Genomic DNA, 22,293 nt, shown 5'->3' on the forward strand with positions numbered 1-22,293 from the left:
GCGGCACCGACCGCCGTCACACGCTTCCGTGCCCCTCGGGGCGGACCGCCGTCACACGCTTCCGTGCCCCCCGGGCCGGATCGGGGCACAAAAAGAGGCCTGGTCCTCAGGCAGAGATGCCGTCGATCCGGGCCATCGCGTCGTCCGCGCCGTACGGCTGCAGGTATGGCAGCCAGCGCGGGTCCCTATGTCCGGTCCCGATGATCCGCCAGGCGAGTCCGCTCGGCGGCGCGGGTTGATGGCGCAGGCGCCACCCCAGTTCCCGCAGATGCCGGTCGGCCTTGACGTGGTTGCAGCGGCGGCAGGCCGCCACGACGTTGTCCCAGACGTGCTGTCCGCCGCGGCTGCGCGGTACGACATGGTCGACGCTGGTTGCGACGCCACCGCAGTACATGCAGCGCCCGCCGTCACGGGCGAACAGTGCTTTGCGGGTGAGAGGAACGGGCCCCCGGTAGGGGACCCGGACGAACCGCTTCAGCCGGACGACGCTGGGTGCGGCGATGACACGGGTGGCACTGTGCATGAAGGCGCCGGACTCCTCGAGGCAGAGAGCCTTGTTCTCCAGGACGAGGATGAGCGCGCGGCGGAGCGGTACGACGCCGAGCGGCTCGTACGACGCGTTGAGAACCAGGACGTGCGGCACGGTGGATGCCTCCTTGTACGCCGGCGGCGCGTGGCTCGCGCCGGGACGATCTGCTCTTCAGTCTCTCCTCATGCCTGCTCCGAGCGCCACCACGTAGTGGTAACGGGCTCGAGGTGTTTTCGACCACATGGGATACGACGCCTTTCTCCCCGGGTTTCATCCCCAGGTGAGCCTCGTCTCTCCCTCGAACATGACAACGGAGCACACGCCATGCCCCGTTAGTGTGGTTGGGCCGTCGTCCGCAATGCCTGGAGGCTTCCCTCGTGACCGCGTTCTTGTCATCTGTCCCCTGGGCAGCCGATCCGTCGACCGAGCCGGTCTCGCTCGACGAGGCCGCCAAGCAGGCCGGAGACGCCGCAGGCTGGGTGGAGCAGAACTGGTCCACCTGGTTGAACACGGGCCTGCGCATCGCCCTGATCATCGTCGTCGCGCTGGTGCTGCGGATGCTCCTGCGCCGCGCGCTGACGCGGCTGATCGCGCGGATGAACCGGTCGGCGCAGGCCGTGGAGGGCACCGCCCTGGGCGGCCTCCTGGTCAACGCCGAGCGCCGCCGGCAGCGCTCGGAGGCCATCGGCTCGGTGCTGCGGTCGGTCTCGTCCTTCGTGATTCTCGGCACAGCGGGTCTGATGATCCTCGGCGCCTTCAAGATCGATCTGGCGCCGCTGCTGGCCTCGGCGGGTGTCGCGGGTGTCGCGATCGGCTTCGGCGCGCGCAATCTCGTGACCGACTTCCTCTCCGGTGTCTTCATGATCATGGAGGACCAGTACGGCGTCGGGGACTCGGTCGACGCGGGCGTCGCCTCCGGCGAGGTCATAGAGGTGGGCTTGCGGGTGACCAAGCTCCGCGGTGACGACGGCGAGATCTGGTACGTCCGCAACGGCGAGATCAAGCGGATCGGCAACCTCAGCCAGGGCTGGGCGACCTCCGTGGTCGACGTCACGGTCCGCCCGACGGAGAAGCTGGACCGGGTGAACGCGGTGATCGGCGAGGTCGCGGACGACCTGGCGAAGGCCGAACCGTGGAACGAGCAGCTGTGGGGCCCGGTGCAGGTGCTGGGCCTGACCGAGGTGTTGCTGGACTCGATGACGGTCCGGGTCTCGGCGAAGACGATGCCGGGCAAGGCGCTCGGGGTGGAGCGCGAGCTGCGCTGGCGGATCAAACACGCGTTCGACGCGGCGGGCATCCGTATCGTCGGCGGACTCCCCCAGGTCGCCGAGGAGTCCGTGCCGGACCCGTCGGCCTCGATGGCCGCCCCCTCGGCGCTGGCGAGCCCGACGTCTCCGCAGTCGCTCGCGGCGTCCCCGATCCCGCCACCGGCGAACATCTCGAAGTAGGTAGGACGGGTCACCGCAGGACCCGACGACGGACCTGCCGCGGGAGCTGTAGACGGAGCACCACGAGGACGGGCATCCGGGCCGTATCGGCCGGGGTGCCCGTTTCGCGCTCCCCGCCCGTCCGCCACTACGGGCCTTCGTACACGGGGCCGCTCATGCCCCCGGCGCCGCACCCCCCGCTCCCTGCCGGGCCGACCATCAACCTGCTCCGCCAGCTGCACTGGCAGACCGGCAGCCCGAGCATCGCGCACCAGCACGACCAGCTCATCGACGACTTCCCGGCGTACATCCTCAAGGCCGGAGCCGTCGCCGCCTTCGCGGCGGGCACGCACACGCTGTACAAGCTGGACACCCTCGGCGCCGACAAGAGCTTCGGCTGGTCCGCGTCGAAGGCCGACAAGCAGCTCGCCACCAAGAAGGTGACCTTCGCCAAGGCCACCCAGGCGCCGGTGAACATCCGCCGCCGCATCCAGGGCCGCGGCATCTACTACCGCATCAACGCCGGTGCCTACGCGGGCTGGTGGGTCGGCGAGGCCTACCCGAAGGTCTTCCTGCGCGGCGAGTACGTCTCGACCACCTACCGTCCGCTGCGCACCGCGACCTTCCCCGCGAACGTCGAGGTCACTTGCGTCAAGTTCGGTACGAACGGGACCACCGGCACGATGAAGACGGTGAAGTTCACGAAGCCGTCGAACGCCCCGTTCGACCGCCGGGCGGTCGTGAACGGCCGGCCGATGGTCCGGATCACCGCCGGCGGTCTCGCCGGCTACTGGGCGCCTGTCGCCCAGGTCCTCACCGACGGGCGATGAGCGCGGCGAACGGGCCCCTGCCGAACGGCGGGGGCCCGTTCGCATGCCCCCGTCCGGCGCCGTCCAGGTAACGCTTTGGTTGCCTCGGCGGCATCGGCCATTGACGCCCGCCCGACGTCCGGCTTACTTTCCTCTCACTGAATAGGAAACTTTCCTAACAGTGCAGTCGAGGACATCGTAGCCGAAGGGCAGGTGCATCCGTCGTGGCCGGAACCACACCCGGTACACCGCGCGTACTGCGCGCCATGAACGACCGGGCCGCGCTCGACCTGCTGCTGGAGCACGGTCCCCTCTCGCGCACCAAGATAGGGAAGCTGACGGGCCTCTCCAAGCCCACCGCCTCGCAGTTGCTGGCACGGCTGGAATCCGCCGGCCTGGTGGTCGCCACCGGCACCACGGAGGGGCGGCCCGGCCCCAACGCCCAGTTGTACGCGGTCCATGCGGGAGCCGCCTTCGCCGCCGGACTCGACGTCACCCCGCTGCGGATCCGCGCCGCGGTCGCCGACATCACCGGGACCACCGTCGGCGAGTACGAACTGCCGACCCCCGGCCGGCGCGCCGACAGCGTCGTCAAACAGGTCACCGAGGCGCTCGACGGAGCCGTGAAGGCCGCCGGGCTGACCCGCGCCGACCTCCACCGCATCGTCATCGCCACCCCCGGCGCCTTCGACCCGTCCACCGGACGGCTGCGGTACGCCTCCCACCTGCCCGGCTGGCACTCACCGACCCTGCTCGACGAACTGGCCGCGGTGCTGCCGATGCCCGTCGAGTACGAGAACGACGTCAACCTCGTCGCCGTCGCCGAGCAGCGTCTGGGCGTCGCCCGCGGTCATGAGAACTTCGTGCTGCTGTGGAACGAGGAGGGCCTCGGCGCCTCCCTCGTCATCGGCGGCCGGCTGCACCGCGGCTTCACCGGCGGCGCCGGCGAGGTCGGCTTCCTGCCGGTGCCCGGCACCCCGCTGGTGCGCCAGGTGACCAAGGCCAACAGCGGCGGCTTCCAGGAACTGGCCGGCGCCCAGGCACTGCCGCGGCTGGCCCGTGACCTCGGTGTCGAGAGTGTCGGCCACGGCCACTACACGGAGGTGGCGAGCGCGCTGGTGGCCCGGGCGGCCGAGGCCGACTCCGGTCCGTACCGGCTGCTGCTGGACGCGTACGCGACCGGGCTCGCCACCGGTCTCGCCTCCATGGTCGCCGTACTCGACCCCGAACTCGTCGTCCTGTCCGGCGACGTGATCACCGCCGGCGGGGAGCCGCTGCGAGCCCGCGTCCAGGCGGAACTCGCCGAACTCGCCGCATCCCGCCCCCGTCTCGTCCTCGGCTCCGTCCGTGAACACCCGGTCCTGCGCGGGGCCTTGGAGAGCGCCCTCGCCACCACCCGCGACGAAGTCTTCGACACCTCTCGCTGAATACAGAGACACCACGCAACGCTCCAGCCCCCAAGACCCCGCTCCCAGGGAGACATCGCCATGCCCAGAAGCCGCCGCACCTCGGCCGTCGCGCTGGCCGCGACCGCCTCGATAGCCCTGCTTACCACCGCCTGTACGGGGTCGGCCGACGCGGGCGCGAGCGACGACCCGAAAGCGAAGACCACGCTCACCTTCTGGCACGGCTGGAGCGCCCCCAGCGAGGTCAAGGCGATCGAGGCCAACATCAGGACCTTCGAGGACGCGCACCCCAACATCAAGGTCAAGATCGTCAAGGGCATCACCGACGACAAGATCAACCAGGCGCTGCGCGGCGGCGGTTCGCAGGGCCCTGACGTCGTGTCGTCGTTCACCACCGACAACGTCGGGCGCTTCTGCACCTCCAACGCCCTCGCGGACCTGAAGCCGTTCCTGGACAAGGCGAAGATCGATCCCGCCACGACCTTCCTGCCGCAGATGGCCAAGTACACCGAGCACGACGGCAAGCGCTGCACCGTGCCGCTGCTCGGCGACGCGTACGGCCTCTACTACAACAAGGACGCGTTCAAGGAGGCCGGGATCACGGCGCCGCCCAAGACGCTCTCCGAGTTCTCCGCGGTGGCGAAGAAGCTCACCAGGACCAAGGGCGACACCATCGAGCGGCTCGGCTTCAACCCGAGCTACCAGGCGTACGAGACCACGGTGGAGCACTACGGCTCGCAGTTCGGCATCACCTACCTGGACGAGAACGGCAAGTCCAACACGGCGAAGGACCCGGCCGTGAAGGCGATGTTCACCTGGCAGAAGAAGCTGCTCGACGACCTCGGCGGCTACGCGAAGATCAACAAGTTCCGTACCGCCGTCGGCGACGAGTGGGGCCCCAAGCACCCCTTCCACACCGGCCAGGTCGCCATGCAGCTGGATGGTGAGTGGCGCGGCAAGATGGCCACCGACGCCAAGCTCGGCTTCGAGATCGGCGCGGCCCCCTTCCCCGTCCCGGACGCCCAGGTCGCCGACTACGGCAAGGGCTACCTGTCGGGCACCATCCTCGGCATCGCCAACAACAGCGCCAAGAAGAACGCCGCCTGGGACCTGGTGAAGTACCTCTCCACCGACACGGACGCGGTGGTCTCCTTCGCCAACGCCATCCACAACGTGCCCTCCACGGTCGCCGCGCTCAAGTCGCCGAAGCTGAACAACGACCCGCTGTACCGCACGTTCGTCGACATCGCCCAGCACCCGAAGTCCTCCCACGCGCCCTCGTCGGTCAACGGCGGTGCGTTCCTGCTGACGCTCCAGGACTTCGGCATCTCCTACGAGCAGGGCAAGCAGAAGGACCTGGACGCGCTGCTGAAGAAGAACGACGCGCAGGTCGACAAGGACAACGAGCAGGCCGGCTGAGATGAGCGCTGTCCCGCTGGGACTGAGGGCGAAGCGCCGCCGCTCGGCGCTTCGCACCCTCGGTTTCCTCTCCCCCTGGCTGATCGGCCTCTGCGTCTTCTTCCTCTACCCGCTCGTCTCGACGGTCTACTTCTCGTTCATGAAGTACGACGGGTTCACCGCACCCACCTGGGTGGGCCTCAAGAACTGGTCGTACGTCTTCCAGGACAACCCGTTCTTCTGGCCGGCGCTGCGCAACACCCTGTGGCTGGTCCTGGTGATGGTGTCGCTGCGGGTGCTCTTCGGGCTCGGCATCGGACTGCTGATCACCAAGATCAAGACGGGCGCGGGCGTCTTCCGCACCCTCTTCTACCTGCCCTACCTGGCGCCGCCGGTCGCCGCGACCATGGCGTTCGTCTTCCTGCTCAACCCCGGCACCGGCCCGACCAACACCATCCTGGAGAAGGCGGGCCTCAGCCCCCCACAGTGGTTCAACGACGCAGCCTGGTCGAAGCCTTCACTGACCATCCTCGCGCTGTGGGGCATCGGCGACCTGATGGTCATCTTCATGGCCTCGCTCCTCGACGTGCCGAAGGAGCAGTACGAGGCGGCCGAACTGGACGGCGCGGGAGCCTGGCAGCGGTTCCGCTTCGTCACCCTGCCGAGCATCTCGCCGATCGTGCTCTTCGCCGTGGTCACCGGAGTGATCGCGACCATGCAGTACTACACCGAACCCCTGGTGGCGGCGAAGGTCGCGAGCGGGGTGATCGGCGGATCGGGCCAGCAGTTCGAACCCGGCTATCCGGAGAAGAGCACGCTGACCGTTCCGCAGGTCGTCTACAACCTCGGGTTCCAGCGCTTCGACACCGGCGCCGCCTGTGTCGTGGCCCTGGTCCTGTTCGCACTCGCCATGGTGTTCACGGCGTTCCTGATGCGCCGCCGCAGTGGCTTCATGTCGGCGGAGGACTGATGACTCGTACGACACTCGCACCGGTGGAAAGTCCCGAGGTCACCACCCCGGGGACGGCCGCCACCGAGGCCCGTCGCACGGCACGGCGACGGGCCGCCCTGGAGTGGATCGGTGTCCACTCCCTCGCGATCACCGCGTCGCTGTTCTTCCTGCTGCCCTTCGTGTTCGTGTTCCTGACCGCCGTGATGAGCGACGACCAGGCGCTCACCCGCGACCTGTGGCCGGACACCTGGGAGTGGGGCAACTTCGCCGACGTCTGGAACACCCCGGGCTTTCTGACCTGGTGGCGCAACACGCTTCTGTACGCCGGGCTCGGCACCGTCCTCGCGGTCGGCAGCAGCCTGCCGGTGGCGTACGCGCTCGCCAAGTTCCGCTTCCGCGGCCGGAATCTGATGATGATGCTGGTCATCGCGGCGATGATGCTGCCGCCGCAGGTGGTCATCGTCCCCATGTATCTGTTCTGGGCACGGCAGATGGACCTGGCCGGCACCCTGTGGCCGCTGATCATCCCCTTCGCCTTCGGCAACGCGTTCACCATCTTCCTGCTGCGCCAGTTCCTGCTGACGATTCCGCGGGAGTACACGGAGGCGGCCAGGATCGACGGCTGCGGGGAACTGCGGACCCTGCTGAAGGTGGTGGTGCCGATGGCGAAGCCGGGCATCGCGGCATCGGCGCTGTTCCACTTCTTCTACTGCTGGAACGACTACTTCGGGCCGCAGATCTACGCCTCGGAGAATCCCGCCGCATGGACCCTCAGTTACGGCCTGGAGTCCTTCAAGGGCGCGCACCAGACGGACTGGAATCTGACCATGGCCGCGACCGTGCTGGTCATGGCCCCTGTGATCGTCGTCTTCTTCTTCGCCCAAAAGGCGTTCGTCGAGGGCGTCACATTGACCGGAGTGAAGGGCTAGAGACACATGCTGCGTTCCATCGGGGGACAGCCCCCGAACACCCGGCCGACGAAGATCGCAGTGGTGGGTGGCGGATCCACCTACACCCCCGAGCTGATCGACGGCTTCGCCCGGCTCCGGGACACACTCCCGATCGGTGAACTGGTCCTCATCGACCCCTCCGAGGAGCGTCTGGAGCTGGTCGGCGGGCTGGCACGGCGGATCTTCGCCAAGCAGGGCCACGACGGGAAGATCGTCACCACCTCGGACGTGGACGCCGGGGTGGCGGACGCCGACGCCGTCCTGCTGCAACTGCGCGTCGGCGGACAGGCGGCCCGCAACCAGGACGAGACGTGGCCGCTGGAGTGCGGCTGCGTCGGCCAGGAGACGACGGGCGCGGGCGGTCTCGCCAAGGCGCTGCGCACGGTCCCGGTCGTCCTCGACATCGCCGAACGGGTACGGCGGACGAACCCGGACGCCTGGATCATCGACTTCACCAACCCGGTGGGCATCGTGACCAGGGCGCTGCTCCAGGCCGGCCACAAGGCCGTCGGGCTGTGCAACGTCGCCATCGGCTTCCAGCGCAGATTCGCGAAGTTCCTCGACGTCTCCCCCGCCGATGTCCATCTGCGTCATGTGGGCCTCAACCACCTGACGTGGGAGACCGGTGTGCACATCGGCGGTCCCGAAGGAGCGGACCTGTTGCCCAAGGTGCTGGCCGAGCACGGCGACGAACTCGCCGACGATCTGCGGCTGCCGCGCGAGATCCTCGACCGGCTCGGCGTCGTCCCCTCCTACTACCTGCGCTACTTCTACGCGCACGACGAGGTCGTCAGGGAGCTGGGCACCAAGCCGTCCCGGGCCGCCGAGGTCGCGGAGATGGAGAAGCAACTGCTGCGGATGTACGGCGACCCCTCGCTCGACACCAAGCCGGAGTTGCTCGCCAAGCGCGGCGGGGCGTTCTACTCGGAGGCGGCCGTGGATCTCGCGGCCTCCCTGCTGGGCGCCGCCGGCAGTCCGTACCAGGTGGTCAACACCCTCAACAGGGGCACACTGCCGTTCCTGCCCGACGACGCCGTGATCGAGGTGCAGGCCGCGGTCGGCACCCAGGGCGCGACCCCGCTCGCGGTGCCCGACGTCGACCCGCTGTTCGCCGGGCTGATCTCCCATGTGACGGCGTACGAGGACCTGGCGCTGGAGGCCGCCCTGCGCGGAGGCCGCGACCGCGTGTTCAAGGCGATGCTGTCGCACCCGCTGATCGGCCAGTTCGAGTACGCCGAGGCGCTCACCGACAAGCTGATCGCTCACAACCGGGAGCACCTGGCGTGGGCGTGACCGCTTCAGTCCTCGCCATCGACGCGGGCAACAGCAAGACCGACGTCGCGCTCGTCGGCGCCGACGGCTCGGTGCTCGCGTCCGCCCGGGGGCAGGGCTTCCAGCCGCCGAAGGTCGGCATCGGGGCGGCGCTCGACGGGCTCGCCACGACGGTCGGCCAGGCGCTGGCGGCCGCCGGCACGCGCGGGGCACCGGCCGGGCCCGTCGACCATGTGTCGGCGTGTCTCGCCAACGCCGATCTGCCGGTCGAAGAACGGGAGTTGACCGAAGCCCTGCACGCCCGCGGGTGGGGTCGTACGACCGAGGTGCGCAACGACACCTTCGCGATCCTGCGGGCGGGCGTGGACGAACCGCGCGGCGTGGCCGTGGTGTGCGGCGCGGGCATCAACTGCGTGGGCATGCTGCCCGACGGCCGGACCGCCCGCTTCCCGGCGATCGGCAAGATCTCCGGCGACTGGGGCGGCGGAGGGGGGCTCGCGGAGGAGGCGCTCTGGTACGCGGCGCGGGCGGAGGACGGCCGCGGCGAGCCGACGGCTCTCGCCACCACGCTGCCCGCCCACTTCGGTCTCGGGTCCATGTACGCGCTGATCGAGTCGCTGCACCTCGGGCACATCGCCGCGGTGCGCAGACACGAGCTGACACCGGTGCTGTTCGCGACCGGCGCCGAGGGCGACCCGGTCGCCCGCTCGCTGGTGCACCGGCTCGCGGAGGAGGTCGTCGCCATGTCGACCGTGGCCCTGGCGCGGCTCGATCTGCTGGACGAGGAGGTGCCGGTGCTGCTGGGCGGCAGTGTTCTGGCGGCCCGGCACCCCCAACTGGACGAGCACATCCGCAGGTTGCTGGCGGCGAAGGCGCCCAAGGCGGCGGTCGACTGGGTGACCGCGCCGCCGGTGCTGGGGGCGGCACTGCTGGGTCTCGACCACACGGGTGCGCCGCCCGAGGCCCACGCCCGGCTGCGCGCGCACTACGGCCGGGACTGACCGGGTGCCGCTTCCCGACTGACCACGTCCGCCCCCGCCTTCACAGGGCGCGCCGTCCCAAAACGGGTTCCTCGCCCCTCCGGACACAGGGGGCTCTCTCGTCCCGTCACGGGTCCCTCGTCCCTCCCGTCACACGGTGCGGCGCCCGCACGGTCACAGCCCGTCGCCCGTCCCTCCGGCACCTGCCCGAGGGACGGGCAACATCGTGTTTCCAGAGGCCGACCGGCCGCGTCCGTGGGAACCGATCATGGTCGTGAGGCGTATTCATGAGGAGGAGTCGGACACCGTGCGGCTGCGAAGGAACAAGATCCAGTCAATCCTGCTGTGATTGTCAGTCACTGCGGCCATACTGCTGGCCAGGGGGACATCCCCTCAACCCGCCGGGGGGCGGGCCGGCGTCAGCGACCGAGGGGGAGGTCACGTGACATACCCGCCGAATGTGCGCACCGCGCCCCAGTCGGCTCCGGCGTCCGCGCCCGCGCAGCCACCGGGCCGGCCCCCGGCGCAGCGAGGCGCTCTGGACGAGGCCAAGGACCGGCTGCGCACGGCGGCGACGACCGAGCCCGGACGGCTCCAGATCATCGGGGCCGTACTGGCCGCGCTGGTGGTCGTGTTCGGGGCGGTGACGGCCTTCGAGATCTCCGACCGGGCCGCCGCGGCCGACGATGTCGTGAGCCGCAGCCAGCCGCTGAGCGCCGACGCGGCGTCCGTGTACCGCTCGCTGGCCGACGCGGACACCGCGGCCTCCAGTGGCTTCCTCGCCGGCGCCGACAAGGAACCCCCCGGGGTCCGCGAGCGCTACGAGAAGGACATCGCCCTCGCCTCCAAGCTGCTCATCAAGGCCGCGACGAACACGGACAGCGCCAGTGAGTCGGGCCGGCAGATAGCCACGCTCAACGAACAACTGCCGGTCTACACCGGCCGTATCGAGACGGCCCGCACCTACAACCGCCAAGGCCTGCCGCTCGGCGGCGCCTATCTGCGGTTCGCCAACGAGCAGATGACCAAGGTGCTGCTGCCCGCCGCGCAGAAGCTGTACGACGCCGAGACGGCCCGGCTCGACCGGGACGACGCCGACGCCCGCTACTGGCCGGTCCTCTCCCTGGTGCTCGGCGTCGCGGCGCTGGGCGGCCTCGCCTGGGCCCAGCGGCGCAACTACCGGCGGACGAACCGCGTGTTCAACCGCGGGCTGGTCGCCGCGACCGCCGCCTCCACCGTCGTCCTGCTGTGGCTCGCCGTCGGACACACGGTGGCACGCGCGGAGCTCGATGACGCGAGGGAGCACGGTCAGAAGTCCCTCAAAGTGCTGAACGACGCGCGGATCGACTCCCTGAAGGCCCGCGCCAACGAGAACCTCGTTCTGGTGGCCCGTGGCGCCGTGCTGACCGACGACGGCCAGAACGACAAGTACGAGACGGAGTTCAGCTCCGGGATGAAGGAGCTCGGCGCCGGGCTGGAAACGGCGCGGAAGCTCGCGGACGACGAAGAGGGCCGCGACCCGGTCACGGTGGCCTCCAACAGCATGGCCGAGTGGAAGAAGCGCCACGTCACCGCCAGTTCGACCGACCGGGCAGGCGACTACGAGGGCGCGGTGGACAAGGTCATCGGCCCGAAGGCGTCCACCGGCGAGTGCTTCGACCTGGTCGACAACGCTCTGGCGACGGCCCTCGCGCACGAGCAGAGTGAGTTCACCCGGGCCGCCGAGGACGGGCGGGGCGCGCTGGGTGGGCTTCCGATCGGCGCGGCGGTGCTGGCGGTGCTGGGAGCGGCGGGCGCCATTCTCGGCATCAACCGCAGGCTTTCGGAATACCGGTGAGAGGAGGCGTGATGACGGACACAAGGGCCGACAGGACCAAGCTCAGGTTCCGCGGCTGGGGCGGTGTCGCGGGAATGGCCGCCGCGTGCGCGGTGACCGCCGCCGTCACCCTGCTCCCGCTGTCCCACAGCGGCGAATCCCAGCTGTCCGGCCAGGGGACCGGCACCGCGACTCCCGTGAAGGCGGACACCTGCACGACACCCGAGGCGTCCCTGCGCCCCTCCGCCGCGGACGGTCCGAACATCGCGGCGATCAGGGATCGGGGCAAGCTGGTCGTCGGCGTCGACCAGAACAGCTACCGCTGGGGATACCGCAATCCGGCGAGCGGCGCTCTCGAAGGCTTCGACATTGACCTCGCCCACGCCATCGCCGAGGACATCCTCGGCAGCCGCGACGCCGTCATCTTCCGCGCCATACCCACCAACCAGCGCATACCCGCGCTGAACAACGGCACGGTGGACATCGTCGTCCGCACGATGACGATCAACTGCGCCCGGATCAAGCAGGTCGCGTTCTCCACCGCCTACTTCCAGGCGGGCCAGCAGGTCCTCGCCTCCAAGGGGTCGGCCATCACCGGCTTCGATGAATCGCTGAAGGGCAAGCGGGTCTGCTCCGCGGAGGGCTCGACGGCCTACGAGGCGCTCGAGAAGAACTCCTTCGGCGCCGTCTTCAAGGACCCCCACGACGAGCAGCCCACCGACGAGGACGTGCTCACGGTGCCCAACCAGCTCGACTGTCTGGTGCGGCTCCAGGAGGGCCTGGTCGACGCGGTCGTCACGGACAACGCCCTGGCGGCCGGGCAGGCGGCCCAGGACCCGGCGGTCGAGCTCAAGGGCGGCAAGCCCTTCACCACCGAGTACTACGGCGTCGCCACCAAGCTCGGCAAGGACGATGTGGTCCGCCGGGTGAACCGCGTCCTGGACAACTACCGCCGGGGCCCCTGGACCGACGCCTACAACAAGTGGCTGGCGGCCGACCTGCCCGGGATAGCCGGACCACCGGCCCCCAAGTACCGCGGCTGACCGTCACCGGCCGACCCCGGGGCAACGAGTCCGAGGAAGAACCAGTCCTTCAGGGAGAACAGTCCTCAAGGAAGAGCAGAGAGGTGATCGATGGGCGGCGTCGCGGGACCGTTCCCCAGCTCCGCGGGTGGACCCCCTGGGCCGGCGATGGACCGGGACGAGGTCGACCGTGCCCTGGCGCGCCTCGGCGCGGAGCACGAGGCGATCGAGACCTCCCTGCTCGCCCTTCAGGACCACGCCGGGCGCAGGCTCCTCGAAGGCGCCGAGCTCACCGGCGTCACCAAGGACCGGTGGGCCTCGGCCGAGCAGGCGATCACCCTGTTGTGGGGCTACTTCGACACGTACGCCGCCGCCCTGGAGGAGGCCCGCGAGGTGCGGGCCCGCCGGCGCTGGCCGAACCGCGACGACCTCATGGAGCTCACCGACCGGCTGCGCGGCCGCAGCGTCACCGTGGCGAGCCCGGCCACCCACACCGCGCCGACCCTGACCGGACCGGCCAAGCTGTCCGAGCAGTTCACGCTCGAAGAGCTGGTCGCCCGGATGAACGAGCTGTACGCGAGCTCGCTGAACATGGTGGTGACGGCGGACTCCGTGTGGTCGGCGCTGCCCGCCCGGATAGATCTTCTCTCCGCCGAACTCCAGCGCACCCGCTCACTCGCCCACTCGGTGGGCGTGCGGCCGGGTGAGCACCCGGCCGGCGACGAGCTGGAGTCCATCACGCACGAGCTGTCCACGCTGCGCGCCCAGGTGATATCCGACCCGCTGGCGTTCTGGCGCCCGGCGCCCGGCAGCTCCGCGCCGGGCGGCGGCCGTCCCGACACCGATCGCTACGACCGCTCCGCCCGGGCCCTGGAGGACATCCGCCGGGAGATCGAGGCCGTGCTGCGGGTCCGGCAGGACTCCGAGGAGCGGCTGATCCGGCTGCGGGACGTCCTCTCGCGCGCCGACCGCACGCTGGCCGAGGCACGTTCGGCCCGCGGCGAGGTGCTCGCGAAGATCGCCGCGACCGAGGTGCCCGCCGTCAGCGGCCCGCCGACCGCGCTCCAGGAACGGCTGTCGACCGCGGCCGAGTACCGCAGGCACTCCCAGTGGAACCGTCTGTCGCCCCTGCTGGAGTCGCTGGAGCGCGAGGCGGAGGACGAACTGCTGCGCGCCCGCGAGTCGTTGACGGCCGTCACGGCGCCGCTCGCGGTCCGTGCGGAGCTGCGGGGCCGGCTGGACGCGTACAAGGCGAAGGTGGCCCGGCACGGGCTGGCCGAGGACAGGCTGCTCATCGAGCGGTACGACGCGGCCCGCCGGATGCTGTGGAGCGCGCCGTGCGATCTGCGCGTCGCCGGGCAGGCGGTGCTGCGCTATCAGCAGGCCGCGGTGGAAGCCCTGGCCAACCGGGAACCCGGACCGTCCGGGCCCGCCGACCGCAGGGGGGACGCGTGAGCGAGAACAAGAGCTGTCAGCGGCCCGGTTGTGAGGGCAGCTACGAGGACATGGGCGGCGGCGAGCTGTACTGCGACACCTGTGGTCTCGCACCCGTCGTCTCGCCGAACGGCATGGTCTCCTCCCCGCCCACGGGCATCACGGGCGGCGGGGCACGCGGCAGCGGTTCCGGCCAAAGCAGTTCGCGCTCCTCCCGGGCGTCCTCGCGCTCGTCGACCTCGCGACGCTCGGTCTCGGGACGGCTGTCGCGGTCGCTGACCGGGTCGAGCACCTCCACGCGCTCGGTCTCGGTGCGCAGTTCGGGCGCCGTCACCGGCCAGTCGGGGCGCAACCGCCTGGGCGCGGGCCTGGTGTCCATCCCCGAGGTGCCGCGTCCCGACCCGCGCTCCGCGGTCATGGAGAACCCCGAGGTCCCCGAGCGCAAGCGGTACTGCTCCCGCTCCGACTGCGGCGCTCCGGTGGGGCGTGCACGCGGTGAACGTCCGGGGCGTACGGAAGGGTTCTGCACCAAGTGCGGCCACCCGTACTCCTTCGTGCCCAAGCTCGCCGCGGGCGACATCGTGCACGGCCAGTACGAGGTGGCGGGCTGTCTCGCGCACGGCGGTCTGGGCTGGGTCTACCTCGCGGTGGACCGTGCCGTCTCCGACCGCTGGGTGGTGCTCAAGGGCCTGCTGGACACCGGCGACCAGGACGCCATGGCCGCGGCGATCTCCGAGCGCCGCTTCCTCGCCGAGATCGAGCACTCCAACATCGTCCGCATCTACAACTTCGTGGAGCACCTCGACCAGCGGACCGGCTCCCTCGACGGCTACATCGTCATGGAGTACGTGGGCGGCAAGTCGCTCAAGGAGATCGCGAACGAGCGGCGCGGCCCGGCGGGCAAGCGGGATCCGCTGCCGGTGGAGCAGGCGTGCGCGTACGGCATCGAGGCGCTGGAGGCGCTCGGCCATCTGCACAGCCGTAATCTGCTCTACTGCGACTTCAAGGTCGACAACGCCATCCAGCAGCAGGACCAGCTCAAGCTCATCGACATGGGCGCGGTCCGCCGGCTGGACGACGAGGAGTCCGCGATCTACGGCACCGTCGGCTACCAGGCACCCGAAGTCGCCGAGGTCGGCCCGTCGGTGGCGTCCGACCTGTACACCGTCGCACGCACCCTCGCCGTCCTGACGTTCGACTTCCAGGGCTACACGAACGTCTTCGTGGACTCCCTGCCGGACCCGGACAACATCCAGGTCTTCCAGACGTACGAGTCGTTCTACCGGCTGCTCGTACGGGCGACGGACCCGGACCCCGCGCGCCGGTTCTCCTCGGCGCAGGAGATGGCCGAGCAGCTGACCGGCGTGCTCCGGGAGGTCGTCGCACTGCAGACGGGCCGTCCGCGGCCCTCGCTCTCCACGCTGTTCGGCCCCGAACTGCGGGTCACGGACACCGGCTTGTTCGCCGAGATGACGGACGACGTGTCGACGCTCGGCGCCCGGCGGCCTCCTTCCCGGCGCTCCCGCAGGGCGACGCCGGCGGAGGCCAGGATTCCGCACCAGGCGGGCCCCGCGGCCCTCGGTGCTCCTGCCGCACCGCCCCCGCCGGGTGCGCCCGGTGCGGTCGGTGCGCCCGGTGCGCCCGGTGCGCCCGGTGTGGTCGGCGCGCCGGGTATGTCCGGTGTGCCTGGTGGCTCGCACCTGCCGGGTGCTCAGGCCGTGCCGGCCGCTCCCGCCCCGCAGTCGCCCGCGCCCCTCCCGCTCGCACCGCATCTGGCCGCGCTCGACGCCCGTGCGACGGCCCTGGCGCTGCCCGTGCCACGGGTCGACCCGAACGACCCCAACGCGGGCTTCCTCGCCGGCCTGATGGCCTCCGCACCCGCCGAGCTGATCGCCGCGCTCCGGTCCGCACCGGCGCCTTCCCCCGAGACGCGGCTGCGCGAGCTGCGCGCCCGGCTGGAGATGGCCGAGGTCCAGCCGGCGACCAAGGCGCTGGAGAAGCTGGAGAGCGCGCACCCCGACGACTGGCGCGTCGTCTGGTACCGCGGACTCACCTCCCTGGTGACCGGGGACCGTGAGGTCGCGGCGCTGTCCTTCGACGCCATCTACGACGCGTTCCCGGGCGAGCCCGCCCCGAAGCTGGCCCTCGGCGTGTGCGCGGAGGTTCTCGGCCAACTGGACAACGCCGCGGAGTACTACCGTCTCGTGTGGACGACCGACCCGAGCTATGTGAGCGCCGCCTTCGGGCTCGCCCGCGTCCAGCTCGCCGCAGGTGACAGGCCCGGAGCCGTGCGGACCCTGGAATCGGTGCCGGAGGCGTCGATCCACTACACGGCCGCCCGGGTCGCCGCCGTCCGGGCGAGGCTGCGGCGACGCGCCGCGCACGAACCTCTCATCGGGGATCTGTCCGCGGCTGCCGCCCAGGTGGACGCCCTGAAGGAGTTCGGTCTGGACCCCGTGCGCCGCGAGCAGTTGTCCACGGAAGTACTCGGCACGGCGCTCGACTGGGTACTCTCCGGTAGTCCCGGAGTCCCGCCGTCCGTACCGGACGCGTCGAGCGCACCGCGGCCCGGTGGTGCACCGGCCGCACTGCTCGGCAGCGAACTGGACGAGCGCGGCCTGCGCTTCGGGCTGGAACGCTCCTACCGGGTGCTCGCCCGGCTCGCCCAGCGCGGCGAGGAGCGGATGGACCTGGTGGAGCGCGCCAACCGCTTCCGCCCCCGGACGTGGGTGTGATTGATGTCGTCGCAGATGCACGAGCCTGCCGCGGGGTCGTCCTGCCCCAGCTGCGCCGAGCCGCTGGAGGCGGGTGACCGCTTCTGCGGAGCGTGCGGGTACGACCTGTCCGCGGAACCGGCGATGCCCGGTTCCGACCGCCCGACGCTCGCGATCGGCTCCCCGGTCGACTGGCCGGCGGCCACCGGCACGGACACCGCGGGCACTCCCGCCCCGGTCCATCTGCCCGGCGATCTGCCGGGCACGGACTCGGGCGGTGGCGAGCTGCCCGTGTCCGGTGGATCGGGTCAACTGCCCGCCTCGGCCGTTCGGTTCGACGGACCGCCGGCGGCCCGCGCCGCAGCCGCGACCCCTCCCGGTGCGTCCGGTGCCTCCTCCGGCTCCTCCGCCTCCGGTGCGTCCGGGGCCTCCGGGGCCTCCTCCGGCTCCGGGGACTTCGAGCTGCCCGCGCCTGAGGCCACCCCTCGCGAGGCCGCCCCCGACCCACGAGCGGCCGCTCCTGTCACCCCCGCGTCCGGCACCAAGCTCTGTGTGGCGTGCCGGGCCGGCCGTGTCGACGACGACGGCTACTGCGAGAACTGCGGTCACGCCCAGCCGCGCGAGCGCGACCACATGGAGGAGGAGCTCGGCTCCGTCGCCGCGGTCAGCGACCGCGGGCTGCGCCACCACCGCAACGAAGACGCGTTCGCGGTGTCGTCGACCGCGCTGCCGGACGGTTCGCCGGCCGTGATCGCGATCGTCTGCGACGGCGTGTCCTCGGCGACGCGCCCGGACGAGGCGTCCCTGGCCGCATCGAGCGCCGCCAACGATCTGCTGCTGGAGAGCCTGCCGCGCGGCACCCAACCGCAGCAGGCGATGCACGAGGCGATCGTCGCCGCGTCCGAGGCGGTCAACTCCCTCGCCGCCCAGAACGCTCAGGGCGAGGCGATGGAGCACGACCCGCACCGCCACCAGAACGCCCCCGCCTGCACGATCGTCGGCGCGATCTCCGCCGGTGGTCTGCTGGTCGTCGGCTGGGTCGGCGACAGCCGCGCCTACTGGGTGCCCGACGACCGCACCGGCCCGGCCGCGCGGCTCACCGAGGACGACTCCTGGGCGGCCCAGATGGTCGCGGCCGGCCTGATGAACGAGGAGCAGGCTTACGCGGACGAGCGAGCCCATGCCATCACGGGCTGGCTCGGCGCCGACGCGTACGAACTGGAGCCGCACACCGCCGCGTTCAAACCGGACCGTTCCGGCGTGGTCGTGGTCTGCACGGACGGCCTGTGGAACTACGCCGAGGGCGCCGACGAGATGGCCCGCGCCGTCCCGGCGGACGCCGCGGACCGGCCGCTGCACAGCGCGCAGGTACTGGTCGGGCACGCCCTCGACGGCGGGGGCCACGACAACGTAACAGTGGCGGTCCTGCCGTTCACCGTCGCGCCGCAAGGGGCAGGATCGGCCTACAACACGGCCTGAAAACCGATTTGTCCGGCGAGTCACCCTCGCCGGGCCCCCACACCTTTCGACACCAGCACGCTTTTCGAGACCACCACGCTTTTCGACACCACTACGTCCCTCGACCAGCACGTCACGTGACCCGTAGCTCACGTGTCCCGTAGGTCACGTGTCCCGTACGTCGCATGACCAGCTCTCCCGAGTGGAGCCCTCAAGGAGCCGATCAGATGGCAGTTTTCTCCAAGTCCCAGGTGCCGCAGTTCTCCGTCGAGGTGTACCAGAACGAGTATCTGCCCGAGGGCGGCCGGGAGGTGAACGCCATCGTGACCGTCACCTCCACCGGTGGCGGCACCAGTGGCGGGGCTCCGCTGACCGGTGCTTCGACGACACCGTCCGCGATACCCGCGCAGGCCCCGGGCGCCGCCGTCGCGATCATGGTCGACTGCTCCGGCTCGATGGACTACCCGCCGACCAAGATGCGCAACGCCCGTGACGCCACGGCCGCCGCGATCGACACCCTGCGCGACGGCGTGGAGTTCTCGGTGATCGCCGGTACGCATCTGGCGAAGGAGGTCTACCCGGGCAACGGGCGGCTCGCGGTGGCCGATCCGCAGACCCGCGCTCAGGCCAAGGACGCCCTGCGGCGGCTGGCCGCGGGCGGCGGCACCGCGATCGGCACCTGGCTGCGGCTGGCGGACCGGCTGCTGTCCACCACGGAGAGCGGAATCCGGCACGGCATCCTGCTGACCGACGGGCGCAACGAGCACGAGACGCCCGAGGACCTGCGGGCCGCGCTCGACTCCGTGACGGGCCGCTTCACCTGTGACGCCCGCGGAGTCGGCACCGACTGGGAGGTGAAGGAGGTCACCGGTATCGCCTCCGCGCTGCTCGGCAGCGCCGACATCGTCGCCGACCCGGCCCATCTGTCAGCGGACTTCACCAGCATGATGGAGAACGCGATGGGCAAGGAGGTCGCGGATGTCGCCCTGCGGCTGTGGACCCCCGTCGGCGTGGAGATCCGGTTCGTCAAGCAGGTGGCGCCCACCGTCGAGGATCTGACCGCCCGGCGCACCGAGGCCGGTCCGCGGGCGGGCGACTATCCGACCGGCTCGTGGGGCGACGAGTCCCGCGACTACCACGTGTGCGTACAGGTGCCGCAGGCCGGCATCGGCCAGGAGATGCTTGCCGCCCGCGCCTCCCTCATCATTCCGTCGACGGACGGCGGCGCTCCTCAGCTGCTGTCCCAGGGACTGGTCCGGGCGGTGTGGACGGACGACATGGCGGCATCGACCTCGATCAACCCGCAGGTGGCGCACTACACCGGCCAGGCGGAACTGGCACAGGTCATCCAACAGGGTCTGGATGCCCGCAAGTCGGGTGATTTCGACGGCGCCACGGCCAAGCTGGGACGGGCGGTGCAGCTCGCGTCGGCGTCCGGGAACGCGGACACCGCGAAACTGCTTGCGAAGGTGGTGGACGTGGTCGATGCGGCGACAGGTACTGTGCGACTGAAGGCGAAGGTCGCGGAAGCCGACGAAATGACCCTCGAAACACGCTCCACCAAGACGGTGCGTGTGAAGAAGTAGCCGGCGACAGCACCGAAATCGACACGGCCCGCGGGCCGGACGGAGAGGGGGAAGGGCCGACATGCCGACCTGCCCGAACGGACACCAGTCGGGTTCCGACGACTGGTGCGAGGTCTGTGGCCACCGCATGACCGGCCCCGGCGCCCCCGCAGGCGCCGTGCCGCCTCCCCCGCCGCCCTCCTACGGCTACCCGGGGCCGGGGGATCCGAACGCCACCGCCCAGGCCGAGCTCTGCCCGCAGTGCCGGACCCCGCGCGAGGCCATGGCCCCCTTCTGCGAGGAGTGCCGGTACAACTTCCTGACGCACACGGCCACGTCGTACACGCCGCTCGCGCCGGCTCCGCAGCCCCCCGGGCTGAACCTGCCCGCCGGCTTCACCAACCAGCCGTCGCCGCCCGCGCCCCCGCAGGGCCGCGGCGGGCCGGGTCCCGGTCAGCACGACCCGTACGACTACCAGAGCTCCCGGCCGTCGCAGATGAACCGGCCCGCCGAGCCGCTGATGAACGAGCCGCCGGGGCACCAGCCGCCCCAGGGCTTCCAGCCCGGGCCGCCCCCGCAGTCCTTCCAGCAAGGACCGGGTCAGCAGGGGCCGGGTCAGCAAGGACCGGGCGGACAGGTGCCCGGCGTGCCGGGACCCGGAGCCGGGCAGCAAGGGCCGCCGCCTCCGCCGTACCAGCAGCAGTCCGCTCCCCCGGCGCCGCCGCGACCTCAGCACGGCGACGCGGATGACGACTGGATGCTGCCGCCGCCCGCACAGCCCCGGGCCCCCCAGGCGCAGGCAGCCGGGACGCAGACCCCGCAGGCACCGCCGCAGCAGTTCCAGCAGCAGTCCGTGCCCCAGCAACCGCTGTATCCGCAGCAGGGCGGGCCGCAGGGCACCCGGCCCGGTGCCGCACAGCAGCCTCCTCAGTACGGGACGCCCGCCGGGTGGACGGTCGTCGTCGCGCCGGACCGCGAGTACTTCATGGCGATGATGCAGCGCAGCGGGCCGGACGCCGGCGGCCTCAATCTGCCCGCGTACTCCCCCGAGCAGCAGCTGCCACTGTCGGGCAACCAGGTCACCATCGGCCGCCGCCGGCACTCCACCGGCGAGGCCCCGGACATCGATCTCTCGGTTCCGCCGGAGGACCCGGGCGTCTCGCACCAGCACGCCGTGCTGGTGCAGCAGCCCGACGGCTCGTGGGCGGTCGTGGACCAGAACTCCACCAACGGCACCACGCTGAACGGCGCCGAGGACCCGATCCAGCCCTATGTGCCGGTGCCGCTCAACGACGGTGACCGCGTACACGTCGGGGCCTGGACCACGATCACCATCCGCCGCGGCTAGGCGGGCGCGGCGCGGTCTGCCGCGCCGGCCCCAGCGGCCAGGCGTACGGCCCTTCCGGGTCGTCCAGCCAGGCCCACTGACGGTCTCCGCTCACCGTGACTCCGAAGCGCTCGCGCTGCGGACGCCGCTCACGTTCCCACAGCGAGAGGGCCTCGTGCGGGTCGAGGCTGCCCGCGGTCAGGGTGAGCAGGAACCGGAAGAGGTCGTTGTCGATCACACGGCGGGGCAGTCCGCCGACGTGCCCCTCCGCCGCGGCCTCGCTGCCGCGCAGCGGGACGAAGTAGGCGGACGTCCGCAGGAAATGACCTTCCGCGCTGGGGGTGGTGCCGTCGTCGCTCACCCGTAGCGCGATCAGACCCGTGGAGAGCGGGGCGAGGATCCGCGCGCCCGGCCGGCACTGCGGCAGCCAGTCGAAGGGCACGGACGGCAGGGTGCACGTCGCGATGATGCGGTCGAAGGGCGCGCGCTCGGGACAGCCGCGGGCTCCGTCGCCGGTGACGACGGTGGGGTGGTAGCCGGCGGCGGCGAGGTGCCTGCACGCGGATTCGGTGATCTCCGGCTCCATGTCGATGGTGGTCACGCGGTCCTCACCGAGCCGGTGGGAAAGCAGCGCCGCGTTGTAGCCGGTGCCCGCACCGATCTCCAGGACGGTGTTGCCGTCCTCGACCTGGAGCTCGTCGAGCATGCGTGCCATGAGGGACGGCTGGCTGCTGGAGGAGATCAGTTCGCCGTCCCGGACGCGGGTGGCCAGCGGCATGTCGTAGTAGGCCCCGCGCAGCCACCGCTCACGCCGGGCCCGGTCGGGATCCAGGCACCACATCCGCTCGTAGGTGCCGCCCCGGCCGACGAAGTAGTAGGGCACGAACACATGCCGCGGGACCTCCTCGAACGCCGCCCGCCAGGCGGGGTCGCCCAGTCCGCCCTCGTGCACGATCGCCCGCACCAGCGCGTGGCGCGCCTCGGCTGCGGGCCCGGCATCGGGCTCCAGGTGCGTTCCCATAAGTCCACTGTCCTGCGCCACGGCCCGCCAGGCGAGCGCCCGGCGGGGACGGAGGCCCGGGAGCGCCGGCGAACCGGGCGGGTCGCCGGGTGGAAGTCCTGTCGGGAGTCCCGTCCGGAGTCCCGTCCGGAGCCCTGTCGGGAGTCCCGTCCGGAGTCCCGTCGGGAGTCCCGTCGGGAGGAAGTCCTAGGGCCTGGGTCCTCGGCCGGGGTG

Annotated in this window: 17 protein-coding genes; 15 read left to right on the top strand and 2 right to left on the bottom strand. The window is 71.1% G+C overall.

What is annotated here, in order from left to right:
* Positions 1-106: 106 nt before the first annotated feature.
* Complete coding sequence (locus ABTX78_RS12515; RefSeq protein ID WP_352206760.1) at positions 107-643, bottom strand: HNH endonuclease; 537 nt, start codon at positions 641-643, stop codon at positions 107-109.
* Positions 644-906: 263 nt separating this feature from the next.
* Here ABTX78_RS12515 and ABTX78_RS12520 point away from each other — a divergent pair, with 263 nt between their 5' ends.
* The 15 genes from ABTX78_RS12520 to ABTX78_RS12590 all read left to right on the top strand — a co-directional run bounded on the left by ABTX78_RS12520 (position 907) and on the right by ABTX78_RS12590 (position 21,080).
* Positions 907-1,977, top strand: coding sequence for a mechanosensitive ion channel family protein (locus tag ABTX78_RS12520; RefSeq protein ID WP_352206761.1), 1,071 nt, complete (start codon positions 907-909; stop codon positions 1,975-1,977).
* Between the two features lie 155 nt (positions 1,978-2,132).
* Entirely contained in the window at positions 2,133-2,786 is a 654-nt protein-coding gene (locus tag ABTX78_RS12525; RefSeq protein ID WP_352206762.1) for a hypothetical protein, read from the top strand.
* Between the two features lie 203 nt (positions 2,787-2,989).
* The gene (locus ABTX78_RS12530) at positions 2,990-4,192 is read left to right on the top strand and encodes an ROK family transcriptional regulator (RefSeq protein WP_352206763.1); all 1,203 of its coding nucleotides are present in this window, start codon (positions 2,990-2,992) and stop codon (positions 4,190-4,192) included.
* Positions 4,193-4,252: 60 nt separating this feature from the next.
* Entirely contained in the window at positions 4,253-5,590 is a 1,338-nt protein-coding gene (locus ABTX78_RS12535) for an ABC transporter substrate-binding protein (protein ID WP_352206764.1), read from the top strand.
* Between the two features lies 1 nt (position 5,591).
* Complete coding sequence (locus ABTX78_RS12540) at positions 5,592-6,539, top strand: carbohydrate ABC transporter permease (protein WP_352206765.1); 948 nt, start codon at positions 5,592-5,594, stop codon at positions 6,537-6,539.
* The gene (locus tag ABTX78_RS12545) at positions 6,539-7,450 is read left to right on the top strand and encodes a carbohydrate ABC transporter permease (protein WP_352206766.1); all 912 of its coding nucleotides are present in this window, start codon (positions 6,539-6,541) and stop codon (positions 7,448-7,450) included. The genes ABTX78_RS12540 and ABTX78_RS12545 overlap by 1 nt, the downstream gene beginning before the upstream one ends.
* Positions 7,451-7,456: 6 nt before the next feature.
* On the top strand, positions 7,457-8,764 hold the full coding sequence (locus ABTX78_RS12550) for a 6-phospho-beta-glucosidase (RefSeq protein ID WP_352206767.1): 1,308 nt from the start codon (positions 7,457-7,459) through the stop codon (positions 8,762-8,764).
* Positions 8,755-9,744 (top strand): N-acetylglucosamine kinase, encoded by a 990-nt coding sequence (locus ABTX78_RS12555; RefSeq protein WP_352206768.1) that lies wholly within the window; start codon positions 8,755-8,757, stop codon positions 9,742-9,744. The genes ABTX78_RS12550 and ABTX78_RS12555 overlap by 10 nt, the downstream gene beginning before the upstream one ends.
* A gap of 421 nt (positions 9,745-10,165) precedes the next feature.
* Positions 10,166-11,560, top strand: a complete 1,395-nt coding sequence (locus ABTX78_RS12560; protein ID WP_502993854.1) for a GlnX family signal transduction membrane protein — start codon at positions 10,166-10,168, stop codon at positions 11,558-11,560.
* An 11-nt stretch (positions 11,561-11,571) separates the two neighbouring features.
* Positions 11,572-12,582, top strand: a complete 1,011-nt coding sequence (locus tag ABTX78_RS12565) for a glutamate ABC transporter substrate-binding protein (RefSeq protein WP_352206769.1) — start codon at positions 11,572-11,574, stop codon at positions 12,580-12,582.
* Between the two features lie 147 nt (positions 12,583-12,729).
* Positions 12,730-14,016, top strand: coding sequence for a hypothetical protein (locus ABTX78_RS12570; protein ID WP_352206770.1), 1,287 nt, complete (start codon positions 12,730-12,732; stop codon positions 14,014-14,016).
* Positions 14,017-14,066: 50 nt separating this feature from the next.
* Positions 14,067-16,730 (top strand): serine/threonine-protein kinase, encoded by a 2,664-nt coding sequence (locus tag ABTX78_RS12575; RefSeq protein WP_352206852.1) that lies wholly within the window; start codon positions 14,067-14,069, stop codon positions 16,728-16,730.
* A gap of 3 nt (positions 16,731-16,733) precedes the next feature.
* Positions 16,734-18,188, top strand: coding sequence for a PP2C family protein-serine/threonine phosphatase (locus ABTX78_RS12580; protein WP_352206771.1), 1,455 nt, complete (start codon positions 16,734-16,736; stop codon positions 18,186-18,188).
* A 206-nt stretch (positions 18,189-18,394) separates the two neighbouring features.
* On the top strand, positions 18,395-19,753 hold the full coding sequence (locus tag ABTX78_RS12585; RefSeq protein ID WP_352206772.1) for a vWA domain-containing protein: 1,359 nt from the start codon (positions 18,395-18,397) through the stop codon (positions 19,751-19,753).
* 61 nt (positions 19,754-19,814) lie between these two features.
* Positions 19,815-21,080: an FHA domain-containing protein gene (locus ABTX78_RS12590; RefSeq protein ID WP_352206773.1), complete on the top strand. Its 1,266-nt coding sequence runs from the start codon at positions 19,815-19,817 to the stop codon at positions 21,078-21,080.
* Here the strand turns inward: ABTX78_RS12590 and ABTX78_RS12595 are convergent.
* Positions 21,061-22,080: a methyltransferase domain-containing protein gene (locus ABTX78_RS12595; protein ID WP_352206774.1), complete on the bottom strand. Its 1,020-nt coding sequence runs from the start codon at positions 22,078-22,080 to the stop codon at positions 21,061-21,063. The two genes, ABTX78_RS12590 and ABTX78_RS12595, sit on opposite strands and share 20 nt — an antisense overlap.
* Positions 22,081-22,293: the final 213 nt, after the last annotated feature.

The organism is Streptomyces sp. NPDC096193 (assembly GCF_040302905.1).
Lineage (GTDB): Bacteria > Actinomycetota > Actinomycetes > Streptomycetales > Streptomycetaceae > Streptomyces.

Excerpts from the sequence above, each read along its gene's own strand:
- ABTX78_RS12540 (WP_352206765.1), top strand. The coding sequence starts at position 5,592 with ATGAGCGCTGTCCCGCTGGGACTGAGGGCGAAGCGCCGCCGCTCGGCG.
- ABTX78_RS12570 (WP_352206770.1), top strand. The coding sequence starts at position 12,730 with ATGGACCGGGACGAGGTCGACCGTGCCCTGGCGCGCCTCGGCGCGGAG.
- ABTX78_RS12545 (WP_352206766.1), top strand. The coding sequence starts at position 6,539 with ATGACTCGTACGACACTCGCACCGGTGGAAAGTCCCGAGGTCACCACC.
- ABTX78_RS12535 (WP_352206764.1), top strand. The coding sequence starts at position 4,253 with ATGCCCAGAAGCCGCCGCACCTCGGCCGTCGCGCTGGCCGCGACCGCC.
- ABTX78_RS12590 (WP_352206773.1), top strand. The coding sequence starts at position 19,815 with ATGCCGACCTGCCCGAACGGACACCAGTCGGGTTCCGACGACTGGTGC.
- ABTX78_RS12525 (WP_352206762.1), top strand. The coding sequence starts at position 2,133 with ATGCCCCCGGCGCCGCACCCCCCGCTCCCTGCCGGGCCGACCATCAAC.
- ABTX78_RS12595 (WP_352206774.1), bottom strand. The coding sequence starts at position 22,080 with ATGGGAACGCACCTGGAGCCCGATGCCGGGCCCGCAGCCGAGGCGCGC.
- ABTX78_RS12585 (WP_352206772.1), top strand. The coding sequence starts at position 18,395 with ATGGCAGTTTTCTCCAAGTCCCAGGTGCCGCAGTTCTCCGTCGAGGTG.
- ABTX78_RS12550 (WP_352206767.1), top strand. The coding sequence starts at position 7,457 with ATGCTGCGTTCCATCGGGGGACAGCCCCCGAACACCCGGCCGACGAAG.
- ABTX78_RS12575 (WP_352206852.1), top strand. The coding sequence starts at position 14,067 with ATGGGCGGCGGCGAGCTGTACTGCGACACCTGTGGTCTCGCACCCGTC.
- ABTX78_RS12565 (WP_352206769.1), top strand. The coding sequence starts at position 11,572 with ATGACGGACACAAGGGCCGACAGGACCAAGCTCAGGTTCCGCGGCTGG.
- ABTX78_RS12580 (WP_352206771.1), top strand. The coding sequence starts at position 16,734 with ATGTCGTCGCAGATGCACGAGCCTGCCGCGGGGTCGTCCTGCCCCAGC.